The following is an 18,225-nucleotide window of genomic DNA, read 5'->3' as shown; positions in this document are numbered from 1 at the left end:
TTAGGTATAACTGCTTTTACACTTTTACTCTACATTCCTAAACGAAGCATACTCTTTAGTGGGTTTTTCATAGGTCTTTTATGGTTTTACTGGATAGGGTATAGTTTTAAGTATGATGGCGTAGGCTATATGACACCTTTTATAACTTTTGGATTTGGAGTATTGTATCTCATCTTCTTTGCACCTTTAGCTTTTACAAACAAGCCCTATTTCCGTGCTATTTTTCTCTTTATTCTTAGTTTTATAGAACCCCTTGGATGGAATTGGATGAAACTAGAACTTCCCTTTGTAAATAGCTATATTGGCGTTTATAAATACCAATTTATCGCCCTACTTTTAGCACTTAGTCTGCCTGCTCTTATAAAAAACAAAAAGTTCAAAGCAGTTCCTCTTCTTTTACTCTTTGTTGCATTTAACTATGGCTACCCACCACAACACAATGCACCAATTAAAATAAAACTTGTTGCAACACATATAAAACAAGAGGATAAATGGCAAAGAAAGAACCTCTATCCAACTGTTAATATGATATTTAACGAAATTGATAAAGCAACAAAAGAGGGGTATGATTTAGTTGTATTTCCAGAGTCTGTTTTTCCACTCTTTATGAATAAGAACCCTCTTCTACTCTCACAAGTTCTAGCGGCGAGTAAACATATAGACATCATTGCAGGTTCACTACTTCGCGAAAATCATCTTAACTACAATGTCACTTACTTTTTTCAAAATCAAACCTATAAAATTGCAAAAAAACTGGTACTTGTGCCTTTTGGAGAGTATATTCCACTCCCATCCTTTATGAAAAAATTTGTAAACGATACTTTTTTTGCAGGAGCGAGTGATTTTGTAACAGCCAAAAAGCCAACTGATTTCCTCATCAAAGGGGTAAAGTTTAGAAATGCAATCTGTTACGAAGCGACTTGTCAAAAACTTTATGATGGTGATGTGAAATATATGATAGCCATCAGCAACAACGCATGGTTTGTCCCTTCCATTGAACCGACTCTGCAAAAACTACTTATGGAGTACTATGGACGAAAGAATGGTGTAACAATTTATCATGCAGCAAATGCCGCGGGCACGGGAGTAATTAAGTAATTTTAGGTATAATAAAGTGCTTATAAATAAAAAATCATATAGGGGTTCATAAAATATGCTTAATTTAAAAAATCCAAATCTTTATTTAAACCGTGAAATATCATGGTTACAGTTTAACACAAGAGTCCTCAAACAGGCGCAAGATGAATCATTGCCACTGTTGGAGCGTCTTAAATTTTTAGCAATTTATGGTACAAATCTTGATGAGTTTTATATGATTCGCGTTGCTGGATTAAAAAAACTCTTTTCAGCTGGCATTATTGTCTCAGGTGCGGACAGACTCACACCTCTACAACAACTTCGTGAAATTAGAAATTATCTTCACCAAGAGCAGCAGGTTGTTGAACACTGCCGAAGTGAAATTTTTAAAAAACTTGAGCCACATGGAATTTCTGTAAAAACATATGATGAATTAGAGAGCCAAGATAAACGCACCCTTAATCAATATTTTAATGAAAATATATATCCAGTAATTATACCTATTGCTGTAGATGCCACTCACCCTTTTCCACATCTAAACAACCTTAGTTTTGGTCTTATTGTCAAGCTGCGAGATAATGACAATGAAGATATAGAGCGTTTTGGAATCATCCGTGTACCTCGCGTTTTAGATAGGTATGTAGAGCTTGAAAGTGGTACTTATGTTCCTATAGAGAGCGTGGTAGAGAAGCATGTGCAAGATCTCTTTCCCGGATATTCACTTATAAAGTATGCTTCATTTCGTGTAACAAGAAATGCTGACATCGCCATAGAAGAAGAAGAAGCCGATGACTTTATGGAAATTCTTGAAGAGGGTCTAAAGCTTCGTCGTAAAGGAGAGATGGTACGACTTGAAGTTGGTTCAAACGCAGATGAGGAAATTATCAACTTTTTCAATCGCCATGCGCATATTTATAAAGATGATATTTATACCTTTCACACATTTTTAAACCTCTCTAGTCTTTGGCAAATTGTATCAAACAAAGATTTTGCTCAGCTTTTAGCACCATCTTTCCAACCAAAGGTACTCCCACCATTTGACAGCAATGAGGACTACTTCTCTATTTTAGAAAAACAAGATATTTTACTCTACCACCCTTATGATAGTTTTGATCCTGTTGTAAACCTCATTCAATGTGCAACAAAAGACAGTGATGTGGTCTCCATTAAAATGACACTCTACCGCTCAGGGACAAAATCTCCAATCGTTAAAGCACTTATTGATGCGAGTGAAAGCGGCAAGCAAGTAACAGTTATGGTTGAACTTAAAGCAAGATTTGATGAAGAGAATAACCTTATCTGGGCGAAAGCCTTGGAGAAATCTGGTGCTCATGTTATCTATGGTATTCAAGGATTTAAAGTGCATGCAAAAGCAGCACTTATTACACGCCGAAAAAATGGAAAGCTCAAACAGTATGCACACTTAGGCACAGGAAACTACAATCCTGCTACGGCTAAGATTTATACCGATATGAGTTATATGACAAGTAAAGATGCCATTACAAATGACTTGACACGCTTCTTTCACTTCCTTACAGGTTTTAGTAAAAAGGGCAAGCTCAACGAACTCTATATGGCACCATCACAGATCAAACCAAAACTCCTCTCACTCATTCATAATGAGACAAGACAGGGAACAAATGGTCAAATCATTGCAAAAGTGAATTCACTTGTTGATGAAGATGTCATAAGAGCCCTCTACAAGGCTTCGCAAGCAGGTGTAAAAATTGATCTTATTGTTCGTGGTATCTGTTGCTTAAAACCAGGAATTGAAGGTGTGAGTGAAAATATTCGTGTTATCTCCATTCTTGGAAAATATCTTGAACATGCCCGTGCATTTTACTTTAAAAATGATGCTTCAAAAATCTACATCTCTAGTGCAGATTGGATGCCTAGAAATTTAGTAAGACGCATTGAACTCCTTACTGCGATCAAAGATGAAGCCGCACAAAATAAAATCATTCAGATACTGAAACTACAATGTGCAGATAATGTCCTCTCTCATGAACTACAAAAAGATGGCACTTATATAAAAGTAAAAGCACAAAAAGGTGAGAGAAATATAAACAACCATAAATTGCTAGAAGATTATGTCAATAAAATTGCAAAAGCAACACGCAAAGAGACCTCAAGTTATGTAACACAACTTGCAGAGCGCCTCTTTATAGAGAGTTAGGAGATTTACTATGTTACATTCATTTAAAGGTACCCTGCCTAAGATAGGAGAAAAAAGTTGGATAGCACCCTCTGCTGATGTTGTTGGAGATGTCACTTGTGGTAAAGATTGTTCTATCTGGTTTGGCTGTGTCGTTAGAGGCGATGTTCATTATATATCTATTGGCGATAGAACAAATATTCAAGATTTATCTATGATTCATGTCACACACTATAAGAATGGTGATAAATCTACAGGAAATCCAACTATCATTGGTAATGATGTCACCATTGGACATCGGGTAATGCTACATGGTTGTATCATCGAAGATGCCTGTCTTATAGGAATGAGTGCTACCATTTTAGATGGAGCAATTATTGGCAAAGAGAGCATAGTAGGCGCAGGAGCGCTTGTTACAAAAGACAAACGCTTTCCTCCCCGTTCACTTATCATTGGTGCACCTGCTAAAGTTGTGCGCACACTTAACGATGAAGAGGTGGCAGAACTTTATGGCTCGGCAAAACGCTATGTTGCTTTTAAAGAAGATTATAGAATTTAAGTTCTATAATCTGCGTTTATCTCAATATAACGGTGACCTAAGTCACATCCAAACGCGGTAAATACGCCATCTGCAATTCCAAGGTCACAATAGATTGTAAACTCATCAAGCTTCATAACTTCTGAAGCTTTTCGCTCCATTGCTGCATCAAAATAGAGTTCACCCCGTTTATATACACATAAATCATTAAAAGCAATAGTTAATTTTTCCTCATACGCTTCTGCCCCACTCGCTCCAACTGTTGAAGCAATTCTTCCCCAATTTGGATCTTCACCATAGAGTGCTGTTTTTACAAGCAATGAGTTGGAGAGTGCTTTTGCCACTATTTCAGCCTCTTTATCATCTTTTGCACCACTCACTTCGTAGGTTACAAGTTTTGTAGCACCCTCACCATCTTTTACCATTTGGCGTGCTAAAAATCGCATGATGTTGTAGAGGGCTTCACTAAACGCAGTCGCATTATAAGCTCCACTTTTTGCATTTGAAAGGAGCATTACAGTGTCATTTGTAGAGGTGTCACCATCTACACTCGCAGCATTAAAAGTAAAGGCAATATTTTTATCAAGATGTTTTTGCATCTCCTCTTTATTCACATCTGCATCAGTTGTAATAAAACAGAGCATCGTAGCCATTGCAGGATTAATCATTCCCGCACCTTTTGCCATGGCTCCTATGTGAAAACTACTGCCATCTGCAAGTTCTACTTTGTAAGCAATCTGCTTTGAGAAGGTATCAGTAGTCATAATAGCCGCTGCCGCTGCGTTTGGCTCTCGTTTGCTCAAATCAAAAAGTTTTGCTCCAGCTATAAGCTTCTCTTTTGGTACTCTCACACCAATAACACCTGTGGAACTCATCACTGGATTGGAGACAGTTGATGGAAGTGTTGCTAAAATTGCTTCAATGTCTTCAATACCTGCTTTACCCGTCATAGCATTCGCATTTTTTGAGTTTATAAGCACAAAATTTGTCTGAAATTCGCCTCTGTTTTGAAAGTGTCTAATGGGTGCTGCTGCCATCTTATTTGTTGTAAAAGTTGATGCAATCGCACACATATTTTCACTATAAATAAATGCCATATCTTTTGCATTTTCTGCTTTAAGACCTGCACTTATACCATCTGCATAAAAACCATCAGCAGCACATACGCCACCATCTATTTTTATTAATTTATACAAAATATAACTCCTTTGAATGTTTGCTATGAAAAAATGAAGTAAAGAAAAATATTATAAAACGAAGAAAAGAGAGCTGAAAAAAAAGTTTTTTAGATTTTGGGGAGAAATCCCCAGAAAAGAGGTTAAATTTTTTTTGAATAAAATTCAAAAAAAATCCTAATTTACGCGTTCTTTTTAAGTGTGCGTAACTCTTTTGCAGAAATCTTAATTTTTTTAGTTGTACCATCTTCTAATGTAATACGAACTGTTCTTAAGTTTAATAAAAAACGACGCTTTGTTCTGTTTTTTGCATGAGAAACATTGTTCCCACTCATAGGGCCTTTGCCACTAATAGCACATCTTCTTGCCATTTGAGTATCCTTGAATGATATTTAAAGTTGCGAATTGTATCAAATAAAAGCAAAACTTCAACTTAAGCCAATTTAATTTACTCTTAGTAGAACAATTTATATTTATTTTATACTTATGTAGTTAGAATACAAAATAATCTTCTCTACAAAAAGGAATCATTTGATTACAAGAGAAAAAGTCGATGCATATATTCAAAAAATTCCTCCAGCACCGCAAGCACTACAACAAACCGTACTCTATCTTAAGAAAGAAGAGTTGACAAAAGCTGCTCACAGTGCCAAAAAAGATTTAGCACTTAGTGCTTACTTAGTAGAACTTGTAAATAAACCAATTTTTGGATTTAGAAACAAAGTAGAGGATATTTCACAAATCTTTGGAATTTTAGGTGTTGAGCGTTCACAACAAGCCGTTTACAACTATATGATTTCACTTTTATCTCCTGTAAAGTGGCAACTCTTTGCACTCAATAGAAGCTCCTTTTATGACCTGCAAGCAGAGCTTTCAATAAAATGGCAAATAATTTTAGAACATCTAAACATCGCCGATAAAGATATTCAAAATGCTATTACCCTACTCCCTGCAAGTATTATCGTATCCGAAGCACTTTTTTGCGAAAAACTTGATGATGTAAAGCTCCTTCGGAGTGTAAATGAGATTGATCTCAATACTATACTTACAAGACTCTGTAATTTAGATCTCTTTGACATCTGCCAAATAATAGCTGCTAAATGGAATATGAGTGAGAAAAGTGCCCAAATTATACAAGCATCAAGTGGTGTTAAACCCTCAGAAGATGAAGAGATAAATAGACTTGGAAAGTATATGCATCTATTGCTCTTTTTTACACTTTCAAAACCTGAATATATAAATGCAGGGCTCAATGATTTTATAGATTTTCAAATAGAATATGTACAAGATGTATATAATGATTTTGCAAAACTAATGGAGATTTCATGAGAGCAGTAGTGAAAAATGGTATAGGTGTTTTTCACCCACAAGGTTTTTTAGATGGCAACTCAAGCACAGCACTTTTAAGTATAGATGACATAAACGCAACACTAAAGGCTAATGCAGACATCATACTAGTTTCACTGAAAAAGGTAATATTTTTTAATCGCAATGGGCTTGATACTTTTATAAAAATGTTCAATAAAGTTCGTAGTGCAAACCATATTATTGTAGGTTTTTGTGATTACGATACAAAAAAGTACCAAGCAATACAAAAGTTTTACAAAGATGAACTTACATTTTCACTTTTTAAGACACAAGAGATTGCAAATCTTTTCTCTAATGGCTATAAAAATCAAGAAAAAAATGTACTGCTTTATAGTGATGATAAATCTCAAAGAACAGCTATTGCCATTGAACTGCATGATAATGGACATAATCCAATAGTGACTCAATCTCAAGAAGAATTTTTAGAAAAAGTAAAAAATAAAGATGCTTATGATGTAATTGTAGATGAGTCATATTTAGGACAAATGGGACAACAAGTAGCGACACGAGTAACGGGAAATGCCATTATATATACCCTCTCTTCATTTCTTGATGCTGAAATAGGCAATACTTTTAATATTGCCTACCATAACAATTCTCTCAATGTAGGTTTTAGACTCTTCATTTTTGATGCTTATAAAGTAGTAAGCATGAATGTACATGCATTGAACTTTTTTTCAAAATTAGCCTCTGCTGCTGCAGAATATAATGCTACTATCTGTTTTGTAGGTATGACCTTTGAAAAAACTCCTATGACATTTAAAGAGACGCTTGAAGATGCAGGTATAATGTTTTTTGAGCAGATGAATGACATTTTAGAGAATAAAGAACTTCTTGAGGAACTTGGTGCAAGCAGTGCAGCAGGAGCAAAGAACAAACGCCCACTAAATAAAGTAATCGTTTCAGAACTAGCAAATTTTGTTGATGCAACTGTAGCAACCATAGAGATGATGACAAATGCACAGGCAATCAAAGAAGCAGCTAATGTAGATAAAATCAAAATTGAAAACCCAGAAAATAAAATAGCAAGTTCAATTGGCTTTTACGGTGATATTGACGGGATGGTAATGCTTGTTTTTCCTATTGATATAGCAAAAAAATCATGTGAACTTTTAATTGGTGAGAGTACTGATGATTTAGAATTGATTTTAGACACCCTTGCCGAACTAGTAAATATAGTAGGAGGGAAAATAAAAACACTTCTCTCAGATGAAAATGTACATGTTGATATTACGCTACCACGAACATATAGAAATGTTCAAGGACTTTTAGAAATAGCAGGAGATAAAAAGGGAGTGCAAGTTGATCTCTCTTTTGACAATGATAAATTTCTCTTTTTCTTAACAAGATAAAAGTATCCTCTGTGTATAATGCGCACATAATTTATTAGTAGGAAAAATATATGCAAGTAGCACCTAGTATTCTCTCAGCTGACTTTGGAAATTTACAGCGTGATGTCCAAGAAATATGTGAATCAGGATGTGATTTGGTCCATGTTGATGTAATGGATGGACATTTTGTCCCAAATCTCACTATTGGACCAGTAGTTGTATCTGCTGTTGCTAAAGCAGCTACAAAGCCTTTAGATGTACATTTAATGGTTGAGAACAACAGCTTCTTTGTTGGTCTGTTTGCACCCCTTAAACCAGAATATATATCTTTTCATCTTGAATCTGAAAAACACCCTCATAGAGTTATACAACAAATCCGCTCTTATGGTATTAAACCCTCCATTGTACTCAATCCAAACTCCCGTCCCGAAGAGTTAGAGTATCTTTTAGAATTTTTAGATATGGTACTTCTTATGAGTGTTAATCCTGGGTTTGGAGGACAGAGCTTTATTGATACTGTTATTCCAAAGGCAAAAAAATTACGAAAAATGATAGATAAAATCAATCCTAATTGTCTTATTGAAGTCGATGGAGGAGTTAGTGACAAAAATATCCAGCTACTAAAAGAGGCAGGTGTTGATGTTGTTGTTGCAGGTAGTTATGTTTTTAAACATGAAAATAGAAAAGAAGCCATTGAGAGTTTACAAATTTAATGCGTTGTAAAATCTGTGGCATTACTTCCTACGAAGATGCAATGCTGGCCATTAATGCCGGTGCAAATGCACTTGGTTTTGTCTTTTATGAAAAGTCTCCACGCTATATTACCCCTCAAAAAGCAAAAAACATCATTAAAAGATTGCCACCCTTTATTGAAAAAGTTGCACTTTTTGTAAATGTAGATGCTGTGTTTATAAATGAAATATGCCGTTATACAGGTGCGACACTAGCTCAAATTCATTTTGATGCAGATGATGATTTATACACAAAACTTACAGTTCCCTATCTAAAAGTTATTCGTGCAAAGAATAAAGATGACATATTAAAATACAGTGATGAATATAGGTTGGTAGATGCCTATTGTGAGGCTTATGGTGGAGCAGGAAAGCGTCTCAACATCGAATGGTTCGACAATATTGATTGCTCAAAAATCATCTTGGCAGGGGGACTTAATCCTCAAAATATTTTAGAATTAAAAAAATATGATTTTTATGCTTTTGATGTTAGTAGTGGCGTTGAGTCTTCAGCCGGAAAAAAAGATACACAAAAAGTTACAGAGTTTATAAGCAATGCTAAGTAAAGATATAGGACTTGACGCAAAAAGTCTCTCCAGACTCTCAAAAAAAGGACTTTCTCTTAAGACGCTGAAAGATCAAATCAATGAAGAGCTAGATATAACACTTGAACTTTGGAGAGCACAGGGTCTTAATGTCATAAAAGAGCATGGATCTTTTTTCTTTGATACCGCGTTTATAGATATAAATGAAGCAGAATTTTGTATTGTAGATATTGAAACTAATGGTTCAAAAATAGAGAAGCATCAAATTATTGAACTTGCAGCAGTAAAAGTAAAAAATGGAAAGATTATTGATAAATTTGAGAGTTTGGTGCAAGTAACTGAAATAAACCCACATATAACTGAACTTACAGGAATTAAAGCATCTGACACAAAAGATGCACCAAAACTAGAAGAGGTACTTATTGAGTTTAAACTTTTTCTTGGAGATGCTGTCTTTGTAGCCCATGATGTAAAATTTGATTATGGATTTATTTCTAAAAGTTTGCAAAAAATTGGCTTTGCGCCCCTTTTAAATAGAAGTCTTTGCTCTCTTGCTTTAGCTGAGAGAACTATTACTTCATATAGATATGCACTCTCCTATCTGAATGACACATTACACCTCAATCCGAATCCAAGACATCATAGAGCGATGAGCGATGTCATGACTACTTATGGACTTTTTTTACTGAGTTTAGAAAATATACCTGAGGAAGTAAAAAGTGTAGAAGACTTGGTGAGATTTTCAAAAGAAGCTCCAAGACATAAGCGTCCTAAATTCGATCCTCTTTTAAAAGTAGAAGAAGATTAAGATTTAACCTCTTCTTTTTCTTTCACTTCTTCTTTATCATTTTTTGATTTTAAAAAGTTGTCAAGCAAAGATGTACTCTCTGGTTCATCAGCGCTATCTTTAAATTTACCTGGCTTAGTAAGCTTCGCATAACGTGCATCCATTCTTTCTTCAAGAGTCATTGCTTTAAGCTTTTTCACTTCATCTAAAAAGTACTGTTTTAGAACTTCAGCAGCTTTTTCTTTTTCACGATGTGCACCAATAAGAGGTTCATCAAGTACATCATCAATTAGATCAAGTTCTTTTAAATCAGCACTTGTAATTTTTAAAGCATTTGTTGCTGTTTCAACTTTTTTAGGATCATTCCAAAGAATTGCTGCACAACCTTCTGGAGAAATAATACTAAAAATAGAGTAGCGCATCATTGCAAATTTATCAGCGACACCAATTGCTAAAGCACCCCCAGAACCACCTTCGCCTATAACCACTGAAATGGTAGGGATTTTAAGCTCTGCAAATTCAAGTAAGTTCCTTGCAATCGCCTCACTCTGATTTCTCTCTTCAGCACCAATTCCAGGATATGCACCCGGAGTATCAACAAGCATAAAAACTGGAATACCAAATTTTTCAGCAAGTTTTGCAGCACGCAAAGCTTTTCTATAACCTTCAGGATGTGGCATACCAAAATTTCTTTTAAGTTTATTTTTAGTACCACGCCCTTTTTGCTCACCAATTACCATAACTTTTTCATCGCCAATATAGCCCATATAACAAAGAATAGCAGGATCATCACGGAAATGTCTATCTCCATGAATTTCATACTTATCTCTCATTATAAGATTTATATAATCCAATGAATAAGGACGATCAAGATGGCGTGCCAACTGAAGCTTTTGAAAATCTGAAAGATTCTTATAAATTTTTGTGACTTCTTTGTCTAACTTTTTATTCAACTCTTCAGCAGCAACTTCATCATGACGCACATGTGCAGAAACTATATCTTCTTGAATAAACTTAATCTTATGTTCGAAATCTAAGTATGTAGCCAAATTAAATCCTTATTGCTCTAGATTTTTTTGAAAATAACAACACCATTTGTTCCACCAAATCCAAATGAATTTGACATAACAACATTTAACTCTGCTTTTCTAGCACCCTCTGTAACATAGTCCAAATCACAATTTTCATCAGCTGTCTCAAAATTGATAGTAGGAGGAATGATTCCATCTCTCATAGCCATCAAACATGTTACAGCTTCGATACCACCAGCAGCACCAAGACAGTGACCAATTTGACCTTTAATTGAGCTCATTGGAGGACAGTTCTCTTTTGAACCAAGAAGTGCTTTCAATGCAAGCGTTTCATTTTTATCATTAATTGCAGTAGAAGTACCATGTGCATTGACATAGTCAAGTTTTGGTTCACCTGCCATTTTATATGCTGCTTTCATAGCACGAGATGGACCATCAAGAGATGGTGTAGTAATATGATTTGCATCACCGCTCTCACCAAAACCTATAATCTCACCATATATATTTGCACCACGAGCAACAGCAGCTTCATACTCTTCAAGTACTAATGCGCCTGCTCCCTCTCCCATTACAAAACCATCACGGTCTGCATCAAATGGACGAGAAGAGTGTTTTGGGTCATCATTTCTAGTTGAAAGTGCTTTCATAGCAGCAAAACCACCAACACCAGCACCTGTAATAGCAGATTCTGCAGCAACTACTAACATTCTCTCTGCACCATTACACATAATAGTTTTAACAGCTTCATTTATAGAGTGTGTTCCTGCCGCACAAGCAGTTACACTAGAGAGATTTGGACCTTTTGTACCATGTGCAATTGAAACAAATCCACCAAGCATATTTACAAGTGCACCAGGGATAAAAAATGGAGAGATTCTTCGAGGACCTTTTGTAGCTAAAATAATTGAATTTTTCTCAATTGAAGGAAGTCCACCTATGCCAGATGCAGCACTTACACCAAATCTTTCCATATCAATATCGTCACCAATATTAGCATCTTCCATAGCTTCTTTGGCAGCTTTAAGACCTAAATGAATAAATCTATCTGCTTTTTTAACCTCTTTTGGAGCCATAACGGTTGCAGGATCAAAATCTCTTACTTCTCCAGCTATTTGAACACTATATTTTTCTGGATCAAAAAGAGTGATAGTATCAATACCGCATGCACCCTCACACATCGCTTTGAATGCGCTTTCTTTATCATTACCAACAGAATTTATCATTCCTAAACCAGTTACTACTACTCTTCTCATTCACTTCTCTCCATCATAATATAAAATATAAATACTTTTAAAAGCCAATTTTTACAAATTAGCCACCAAAAATATTTTCAACCAAAGAGAAACTTGCTCTTTGGAAGTAAAATAGACTATTTGCTTTCTATATAGTTAACAACATCTTGTACAGTTTGAATTTTTTCAGCTTCATCATCAGGAATTTCGATATCGAATTTCTCTTCAAGCGCCATTACTAATTCAACTACATCAAGGCTGTCTGCACCTAAATCTTCTACGAATTTTGCGTCTTCTTTAACTTCGTCTGGGTTAACGCTTAATTGTTCTACTACTACTTCTTTGATATCGTCTAAAAGTGCCATTATAGCTCCTGTTTTTAAGTTTAAAATCTCGTAATTGTAGCATAAAAAACTTAATTTATGCCATATTCATTCCACCGTTAACTTTTAAAGTTTCTCCTGTAATATAACTAGCATAATCTGAAAGTAAAAAAGCAACAGCCTCTGCAACTTCATTTGGATTTCCAAAACGCTTCATAGGAATTTTAGAAGTAAATGACTCCTTAACCTCATCGCTTAATACTTCTGTCATCTCTGTTGCGATAAAACCTGGTGTCACTGTGTTGAAACGAATACCACTTGTAGCCGCTTCAATTGCAAATGATTTTGTCATAGCAATGGCTCCACCTTTACTCGCGGCATAGTTCGTTTGACCACCATTTCCAGTCTCTCCAACAATTGATGCAATATTTACAACTGCACCAAATTTTTTCTTTCGCATCACTTTCATAGATTCACGACAACCAATAAACGAAGATGTAAGATTTGCATTAATTACAGAGAGAAAATCATCAACTTTCATACGAAGGGCAAGTTTATCATTTGTAATTCCAGCATTATTTACCATATATGAGAGCTCTCCATCACTTGCTACTATTGTTTTTACAGCATCAACAAACGCAGCCTCATCACTTACATCAAAACCAATTACAGCAGCCGTTCCACCATTTGCTTCTATTTCATCTTTTACAGCGTCAGCTTCAACAGCACCACTTCTATAGTTTATCCATACTTTTAAACCAAACCCTGCAAGTGTTTTTGCAATTTGCGCACCAATTCCACGACTTGCACCTGTTACAAGTACATTTTTTCCACTAAATTTCATTATTATTACCCTTAATTTTATTTTATAAAATGAAGGGAACCCCCTTCACTGTTTCTAACGATGTCGGAAGTAATTCCGCCATCTGCGTTAACACTGGGTTTCCTTCGGCAGAAAGCCCACGCAACTAGTTGCTTTTTTACTTTAGTATAATAAACTTTTATCCATTTCAGATGGAACTTCTAATTTCATTAATTCTAGCACTGTTGGAGCTATATTGTTAAGTCCACCATTGTTTACTTTTGTAACACCGTCAGCATCAACAAAGCACCAAACCTCACCTACTGTATGGTTTGTAAGAACATTTCCTGCATCATCTTTCATCTCTTCACAATTTCCATGATCAGATGTAATCACAAGTGAATACCCTTTATCTTTTGCTTTATCCCAAATAAGACCAAGTTCTGCATCTACGGCTTCTACTGCTTTTATCGCTGCGTTTATGTCTCCTGTGTGACCGACCATATCGCCATTGGCAAAATTTACAACCACAAAATCATACTCTGCATCCATTGCATCAAGAACAGCTTCACCAACCTCTTTTGCACTCATCTCTGGTTTCATATCATATGTTTTTACATCTGGAGATGGAATAAGTACGCGTGTCTCATTTTCATAAGGTTCATCTATGCCACCATTTAAAAAGAAAGTTACATGTGCATATTTTTCAGTCTCTGCCGTATGCAGTTGACGAAGTCCTGCCTTTGCAATAACCTCTGCCAAGGTGTTTTGAGGAACATCTTTTCTAAACATTACTGGATACGAGAAACTTTTATCATATTCAGTAATTGTCGCAAGATTTACTTTTATGTTTGCTCGCTCAAACGCAGTAAAAGAGTCATCAGCGATGGCTGTTACCATCTCTCTCATTCTATCACTTCTAAAGTTTATAGTAAGCACTGCGTCTTCATCTTTTATACCATCATAACCCTCAAACGCAGTCGGCTCAACAAATTCATCTGTCTCACCTAAAGAGTAAGAGTGTCCAATGTAAGCTTCAGGCGACATATCTGTTTTTGGCACTGCGTTTACTATTGCATTGTAGCCACGCTCTATTCTCTCCCAGCGGTTATCTCTGTCCATAGAGTAAAAACGTCCTGAAATAGTAGCAATTTGCACATTTTCATTAAGATGTTTATCTACTTCTTGAAGATATTTTTGTGCTGAAGTAGGAGAAACATCTCGTCCATCAGTAATGAGATGAAGAAAAACTTTTTTTCCATATTTTGCTGCAATATCAGCAATACCCATAAAATGCTCTATATGAGAATGAACACCACCATCACTCATAAGCCCAATAAGATGTAATCTCTCAGAACTTTTAAATAAACTCTGCAACACTTCATTTTTTTCAAGAGAAGCATCTTTTAAAGCCAATGATATTTTAACTAAATCTTGATATAAAATTCGTCCACTTCCAATAGTCATATGACCAACTTCAGAATTTCCCATCTGTCCCTCTGGAAGTCCAACACTCAAACCAAATGTATCTATTAGCGCATGTGGAACTTCACTAAAAAGTCTGTCATATGTTGGCGTTGTTGCTTTATAAAAAGCATTGTTCTCAGTTTTTGCACTGTAACCAATACCGTCGGTGATGACTAAAATTGCTTTTTTACCCAATTTTATTCCTATTAGTAAATTTGTTTTACGATTATACTATAATGTCACTTCGATTTTACAAATGACTCAGTTTTTATAGGATATATATTGTTATATTGGTTACACACTCTACTTGACATCAACATTTTAGGCTACATTACTATTCGTGCAGGTTTTGCATTTTTTATCGCTCTTTTTATTACACTTTTTTTAATGCCAAAGTTTATTCGATGGGCACAGAGGACATCAAGTGTCCAGCCAATCAACGAATGGGCACCAAAAAGTCATCAGGCAAAAGTCTCTACCCCAACAATGGGTGGAGTTGTTTTTATAGGAGCGACATTATTTGCCTCTTTGCTTACAATAAAATTAAACAACGCATATGCACTTGGTGGATTACTAACACTCACACTTTTTGCACTCATCGGTTTTCAAGATGACTTTGCTAAAATTAAAAAACATGAAAATCTCGCAGGTCTTAAAGCACGGAGTAAGTTTCTTTTACAAATCACTTCTGCACTTTTAGTCGCCTCTTTCTTATGCTTTTATGCTAATTTCAACACTGATTTATATGTTCCATTTGTAAAAAATCCTCTCTTTGATATGGGAAATTTTGCACTTATTTTATGGGTATTGGTAATGGTTTCTGCTTCAAACGCAGTAAATTTAACAGATGGACTTGACGGTCTTGCGACTGTTCCTTCTATTGCCGGTCTCTCTTCATTTGCTATTATCATCTATATCACAGGAAATATAAAACTCAGTTCTTACCTCCTAATGCCACATTTTCAAGTAGGAGAAGTTGCCATAATAGCAAGTGCACTTATTGGTGCCTTAAGCGGATTTCTATGGTACAACTGCCACCCTGCAGAGGTTTTCATGGGAGATAGTGGTTCACTGACTATTGGCGCCTTTTTAGGGTATCTCTCTATCATTAGTAAAAGTGAAGTATTACTGCTGTTAATTGGTTCTATTTTTGTTATAGAAACTCTCTCGGTCATACTGCAGGTTGGAAGCTATAAACTACGCCAAAAACGCATATTTTTAATGGCTCCAATTCACCACCATTTTGAGATGAAAAACTGGGCAGAAAATAAAATCATTGTCCGTTTTTGGATTATTGCGATTTTATCTAATATACTCGCACTTATTACTCTAAAAATAAGATAATATCAGTTTGCTTTCAGCAAGCACTAGCTATAATTTCGCTCTTTAAAAGATGGCCAATTAGCTCAGTCGGTAGAGCAACTGACTGAAAATCAGTGTGTCCTTGGTTCGATTCCGAGATTGGCCACCACCTTTTAAAGATATTACTTGTTTTATACTTACAAAATTACCGTGGCCAATTAGCTCAGTCGGTAGAGCAACTGACTGAAAATCAGTGTGTCCTTGGTTCGATTCCGAGATTGGCCACCACCTTTTATATCATTTTCATTTAATAATTTACACTATAAACCATATTTTTGATATAATAAACCTAATATTTGTATAAACATTTTGGGGCTGACCTGGTTTCGACGGGATTTAGTAGCTCCTAACTGCATGCCGGACTGAGCAATTCCGTTACACGGCTCACAATTGCTTAAACGCAAACAATACAAATTATCGCCCAGCTTTAGCAGTAGCTTAAGTTTTATCCCCTCGCAAGAGGCGGGCTGCTTCACCTGCAGATTCTAAATAAGCAGGATTTCGAAGTATAACCCTTCATTTAGATATATTTTAAGTGTGTCTCCACTTAAAATGAATCCTTAGAGGCTGGTCTTGCGTAGCTTTGCAGGTTGTGTGAAGCAAGATAAGATAAAACAACCTTTCTAAGCATGTAGACGTTGGGAGTAGCTAGGTTTCGGACTGGAGTTCGATTCTCCACAGCTCCACCAATTTATTATCTTCAGTATGATATACTCTTATAATGAAAGTATCAGTAGTCCTATTTTTCTTTTTGATAAGCACAGTTGTTTACGCAAAGAGCCTTCCCCTTATTTTTCATAACAATAAACACTTTAACGATAGAAAGCTCTATGAAGTTCTTGACTTATACAAGCCCTACCCCTATGAATTTTATAAAAATGCTCCAACACTCAATCCAAAAATAATTCCCATAGCCATTGAGACTTTAAAAGATTTTTACAAATCTAAAGGCTACTACCATACATCAATAACACCTAAAGTACAAAAAAGTCGTATCGTATTAAATATTTTTGAAAAAGAGCCTGTTAAAATCACAAAAATAACGATTAAGTCACTGTTAAATCTCAAAAATAGCATTCCCTTTAAAATTGGAGATACTTTTGATGCTCAAAAATTTATTAAGAGTAAAAAAGAGATAAAACTTTTATACCTAAATCATGGCTATGCAAACGCTGCGTTTGACTCAAAAGCATACATAGACATAATAAAAGAGAGTGCTACTCTTGTCTACAAGGTAATACCAAATAAAGTTTGTAAAATTAAAAATATAAAAATAAATACTCCAAAAGATATTGATAAAAAAATCATAAAATCACTTTTATACTTTCAAGAAGGCGGCATATATACACCTTTGGAGATTAAAAAGAGTTACAAAAACCTTTACGCATTCGATGGTATTTCCCAAGTTGTTTTTAAAAGTAATATTTATAATCAAAATGATGTAAATGTCACGGTAAATATAAAAAAGACGCAAAAACCAATCCGCTTTCAACTTGGTATAGGAATAAGTAGTGATGAGGGACCTGCAGCTTCACTAGGAGTAAAACACAGAAACTTCTACGGAAATTTAAAAACATTCTCTTTTACTACAAAAGTGACACACATCAAACAGAGTATTAAACTCAATCTTACAATGCCTCTAGCACAAAAAAATCTCTTTGGTAATGAACTTAATTTTGAGAATGAAGACTTTTTTGGATTTAAAGAGAGTCGCATTTTAGATAAAATCTACTTCTCTCAAAGAGATGAATTTAACTGGCTGCAAGAAGCTTTTATTGTAGATACTTCGCAAAGTTATGCGAGTACAGACAAAATTCTTTTTCCTAATAAAAATTTGATTTTACTCTCACCAAAACTAAGCTGGAAATATGATAGAAGAGACAAAATCCTAAATCCTTCAAAAGGCTTTTTTATAAATACTGAGCTGCAAGGTTCATATTTGAGTGGGATTTCAAATGCAAGCTACTACAAAGCCCTTATAAGCGGAGGGTATATTTTGCCCCTCCAAACAAATATTTTAGCAACAAAAATAAAAATAGGCTCCCTGCATACATATGCCGGATCAGTACCGAACTCTTACAGATTTTTTGCAGGAGGTATGAACAGCAACAGAGCCTACGGCTATAGATTACTCGGTCCTAAAGATACAGATAATAACCCTGTAGGTTTTAATTCTATTATTGAGACCACTATTGAATACCGTTTCCACATCTATAAAAAGTTCAATGGAGTTGTTTTTAATGATAATAGTTTTATAGGGCAAACTTACATTCCAAACAATACTGTCGGATATTATGATGG

At 35.3% G+C, this 18,225-nt stretch carries 17 protein-coding genes, 2 tRNA genes and 1 other RNA gene; 13 read left to right on the top strand and 7 right to left on the bottom strand.

Annotated elements, in window-relative coordinates:
* The 3 genes from MVY38_RS10355 to MVY38_RS10345 all read left to right on the top strand — a co-directional run.
* Positions 1–1,098 (top strand): apolipoprotein N-acyltransferase (locus MVY38_RS10355; RefSeq protein WP_297485906.1); only part of this gene is annotated, 1,098 nt, incomplete at its 5' end.
* 55 nt (positions 1,099–1,153) lie between these two features.
* Positions 1,154–3,253: an RNA degradosome polyphosphate kinase gene (locus tag MVY38_RS10350; protein WP_297485904.1), complete on the top strand. Its 2,100-nt coding sequence runs from the start codon at positions 1,154–1,156 to the stop codon at positions 3,251–3,253.
* A 10-nt stretch (positions 3,254–3,263) separates the two neighbouring features.
* Positions 3,264–3,791, top strand: a complete 528-nt coding sequence (locus tag MVY38_RS10345; RefSeq protein WP_297485902.1) for a gamma carbonic anhydrase family protein — start codon at positions 3,264–3,266, stop codon at positions 3,789–3,791.
* Here the strand turns inward: MVY38_RS10345 and argJ are convergent.
* Both argJ and rpmB read right to left on the bottom strand, forming a co-directional pair.
* Positions 3,788–4,966, bottom strand: a complete 1,179-nt coding sequence (gene argJ, locus MVY38_RS10340; protein ID WP_297485900.1) for a bifunctional glutamate N-acetyltransferase/amino-acid acetyltransferase ArgJ — start codon at positions 4,964–4,966, stop codon at positions 3,788–3,790. The genes MVY38_RS10345 and argJ overlap by 4 nt on opposite strands.
* Positions 4,967–5,127: 161 nt before the next feature.
* Positions 5,128–5,316, bottom strand: coding sequence for a 50S ribosomal protein L28 (rpmB, locus tag MVY38_RS10335; protein ID WP_297485898.1), 189 nt, complete (start codon positions 5,314–5,316; stop codon positions 5,128–5,130).
* 160 nt (positions 5,317–5,476) lie between these two features.
* Here rpmB and MVY38_RS10330 point away from each other — a divergent pair, with 160 nt between their 5' ends.
* Genes MVY38_RS10330 through MVY38_RS10310 form a run of 5 tightly spaced genes read left to right on the top strand, consistent with a single transcriptional unit; the run spans position 5,477 to position 9,728 of the window.
* Positions 5,477–6,274, top strand: coding sequence for an HDOD domain-containing protein (locus MVY38_RS10330; protein ID WP_297485896.1), 798 nt, complete (start codon positions 5,477–5,479; stop codon positions 6,272–6,274).
* Positions 6,271–7,665 (top strand): chemotaxis protein CheX, encoded by a 1,395-nt coding sequence (locus MVY38_RS10325; protein ID WP_297485895.1) that lies wholly within the window; start codon positions 6,271–6,273, stop codon positions 7,663–7,665. Before MVY38_RS10330 ends, MVY38_RS10325 begins: the two co-directional genes overlap by 4 nt.
* 50 nt (positions 7,666–7,715) lie before the next feature.
* The gene (gene rpe, locus MVY38_RS10320) at positions 7,716–8,357 is read left to right on the top strand and encodes a ribulose-phosphate 3-epimerase (RefSeq protein ID WP_297485893.1); all 642 of its coding nucleotides are present in this window, start codon (positions 7,716–7,718) and stop codon (positions 8,355–8,357) included.
* Positions 8,357–8,941 carry a phosphoribosylanthranilate isomerase gene (locus tag MVY38_RS10315; protein WP_297485891.1) on the top strand — a complete coding sequence of 195 codons (585 nt, stop codon included), beginning with the start codon at positions 8,357–8,359 and terminating at the stop codon, positions 8,939–8,941. The genes rpe and MVY38_RS10315 overlap by 1 nt, the downstream gene beginning before the upstream one ends.
* Positions 8,931–9,728 (top strand): 3'-5' exonuclease, encoded by a 798-nt coding sequence (locus MVY38_RS10310; RefSeq protein ID WP_297485889.1) that lies wholly within the window; start codon positions 8,931–8,933, stop codon positions 9,726–9,728. Before MVY38_RS10315 ends, MVY38_RS10310 begins: the two co-directional genes overlap by 11 nt.
* Here the strand turns inward: MVY38_RS10310 and accA are convergent.
* The 5 genes from accA to gpmI all read right to left on the bottom strand — a co-directional run bounded on the left by accA (position 9,725) and on the right by gpmI (position 14,757).
* Complete coding sequence (gene accA, locus MVY38_RS10305) at positions 9,725–10,756, bottom strand: acetyl-CoA carboxylase carboxyl transferase subunit alpha (RefSeq protein WP_297485888.1); 1,032 nt, start codon at positions 10,754–10,756, stop codon at positions 9,725–9,727. The two genes, MVY38_RS10310 and accA, sit on opposite strands and share 4 nt — an antisense overlap.
* Before the next feature lie 17 nt (positions 10,757–10,773).
* Positions 10,774–11,991, bottom strand: a complete 1,218-nt coding sequence (locus tag MVY38_RS10300; protein ID WP_297485885.1) for a beta-ketoacyl-ACP synthase II — start codon at positions 11,989–11,991, stop codon at positions 10,774–10,776.
* Between the two features lie 116 nt (positions 11,992–12,107).
* A complete protein-coding gene (gene acpP, locus MVY38_RS10295) occupies positions 12,108–12,335 on the bottom strand; it encodes an acyl carrier protein (protein WP_297432879.1) in 228 nt (75 codons plus the stop codon).
* 55 nt (positions 12,336–12,390) lie between these two features.
* On the bottom strand, positions 12,391–13,137 hold the full coding sequence (gene fabG, locus MVY38_RS10290) for a 3-oxoacyl-ACP reductase FabG (RefSeq protein WP_297485883.1): 747 nt from the start codon (positions 13,135–13,137) through the stop codon (positions 12,391–12,393).
* Positions 13,138–13,278: 141 nt separating this feature from the next.
* On the bottom strand, positions 13,279–14,757 hold the full coding sequence (gpmI, locus tag MVY38_RS10285) for a 2,3-bisphosphoglycerate-independent phosphoglycerate mutase (RefSeq protein WP_297485881.1): 1,479 nt from the start codon (positions 14,755–14,757) through the stop codon (positions 13,279–13,281).
* 87 nt (positions 14,758–14,844) lie between these two features.
* Here gpmI and mraY point away from each other — a divergent pair, with 87 nt between their 5' ends.
* From mraY to MVY38_RS10260, 5 genes are all read left to right on the top strand, one after another.
* Positions 14,845–15,906 (top strand): phospho-N-acetylmuramoyl-pentapeptide-transferase, encoded by a 1,062-nt coding sequence (mraY, locus tag MVY38_RS10280; RefSeq protein WP_297485880.1) that lies wholly within the window; start codon positions 14,845–14,847, stop codon positions 15,904–15,906.
* Between the two features lie 51 nt (positions 15,907–15,957).
* Positions 15,958–16,033, top strand: a tRNA-Phe gene (locus MVY38_RS10275).
* Between the two features lie 43 nt (positions 16,034–16,076).
* Positions 16,077–16,152: transfer RNA gene (locus tag MVY38_RS10270), tRNA-Phe, on the top strand.
* Positions 16,153–16,235: 83 nt separating this feature from the next.
* Positions 16,236–16,613, top strand: a transfer-messenger RNA (tmRNA) gene (gene ssrA / locus MVY38_RS10265).
* Positions 16,614–16,645: 32 nt separating this feature from the next.
* Positions 16,646–18,225: BamA/TamA family outer membrane protein (locus MVY38_RS10260; protein ID WP_297485878.1), on the top strand; the 1,580-nt coding region annotated here is incomplete at its 3' end.

The organism is Sulfurimonas sp. (assembly GCF_027056685.1).
Lineage (GTDB): Bacteria > Campylobacterota > Campylobacteria > Campylobacterales > Sulfurimonadaceae > Sulfurimonas.
The sequence above is the reverse complement of the archived record's forward strand: the minus strand, read 5'-3'. Positions and strand labels throughout refer to the sequence as shown.

Coding starts and splice junctions, on each gene's coding strand:
- MVY38_RS10350 (WP_297485904.1), top strand. CDS start 1,154: ATGCTTAATTTAAAAAATCCAAATCTTTATTTAAACCGTGAAATATCA.
- MVY38_RS10345 (WP_297485902.1), top strand. CDS start 3,264: ATGTTACATTCATTTAAAGGTACCCTGCCTAAGATAGGAGAAAAAAGT.
- rpmB (WP_297485898.1), bottom strand. CDS start 5,316: ATGGCAAGAAGATGTGCTATTAGTGGCAAAGGCCCTATGAGTGGGAAC.
- MVY38_RS10325 (WP_297485895.1), top strand. CDS start 6,271: ATGAGAGCAGTAGTGAAAAATGGTATAGGTGTTTTTCACCCACAAGGT.
- rpe (WP_297485893.1), top strand. CDS start 7,716: ATGCAAGTAGCACCTAGTATTCTCTCAGCTGACTTTGGAAATTTACAG.
- MVY38_RS10315 (WP_297485891.1), top strand. CDS start 8,357: ATGCGTTGTAAAATCTGTGGCATTACTTCCTACGAAGATGCAATGCTG.
- MVY38_RS10310 (WP_297485889.1), top strand. CDS start 8,931: ATGCTAAGTAAAGATATAGGACTTGACGCAAAAAGTCTCTCCAGACTC.
- MVY38_RS10300 (WP_297485885.1), bottom strand. CDS start 11,991: ATGAGAAGAGTAGTAGTAACTGGTTTAGGAATGATAAATTCTGTTGGT.
- acpP (WP_297432879.1), bottom strand. CDS start 12,335: ATGGCACTTTTAGACGATATCAAAGAAGTAGTAGTAGAACAATTAAGC.
- fabG (WP_297485883.1), bottom strand. CDS start 13,137: ATGAAATTTAGTGGAAAAAATGTACTTGTAACAGGTGCAAGTCGTGGA.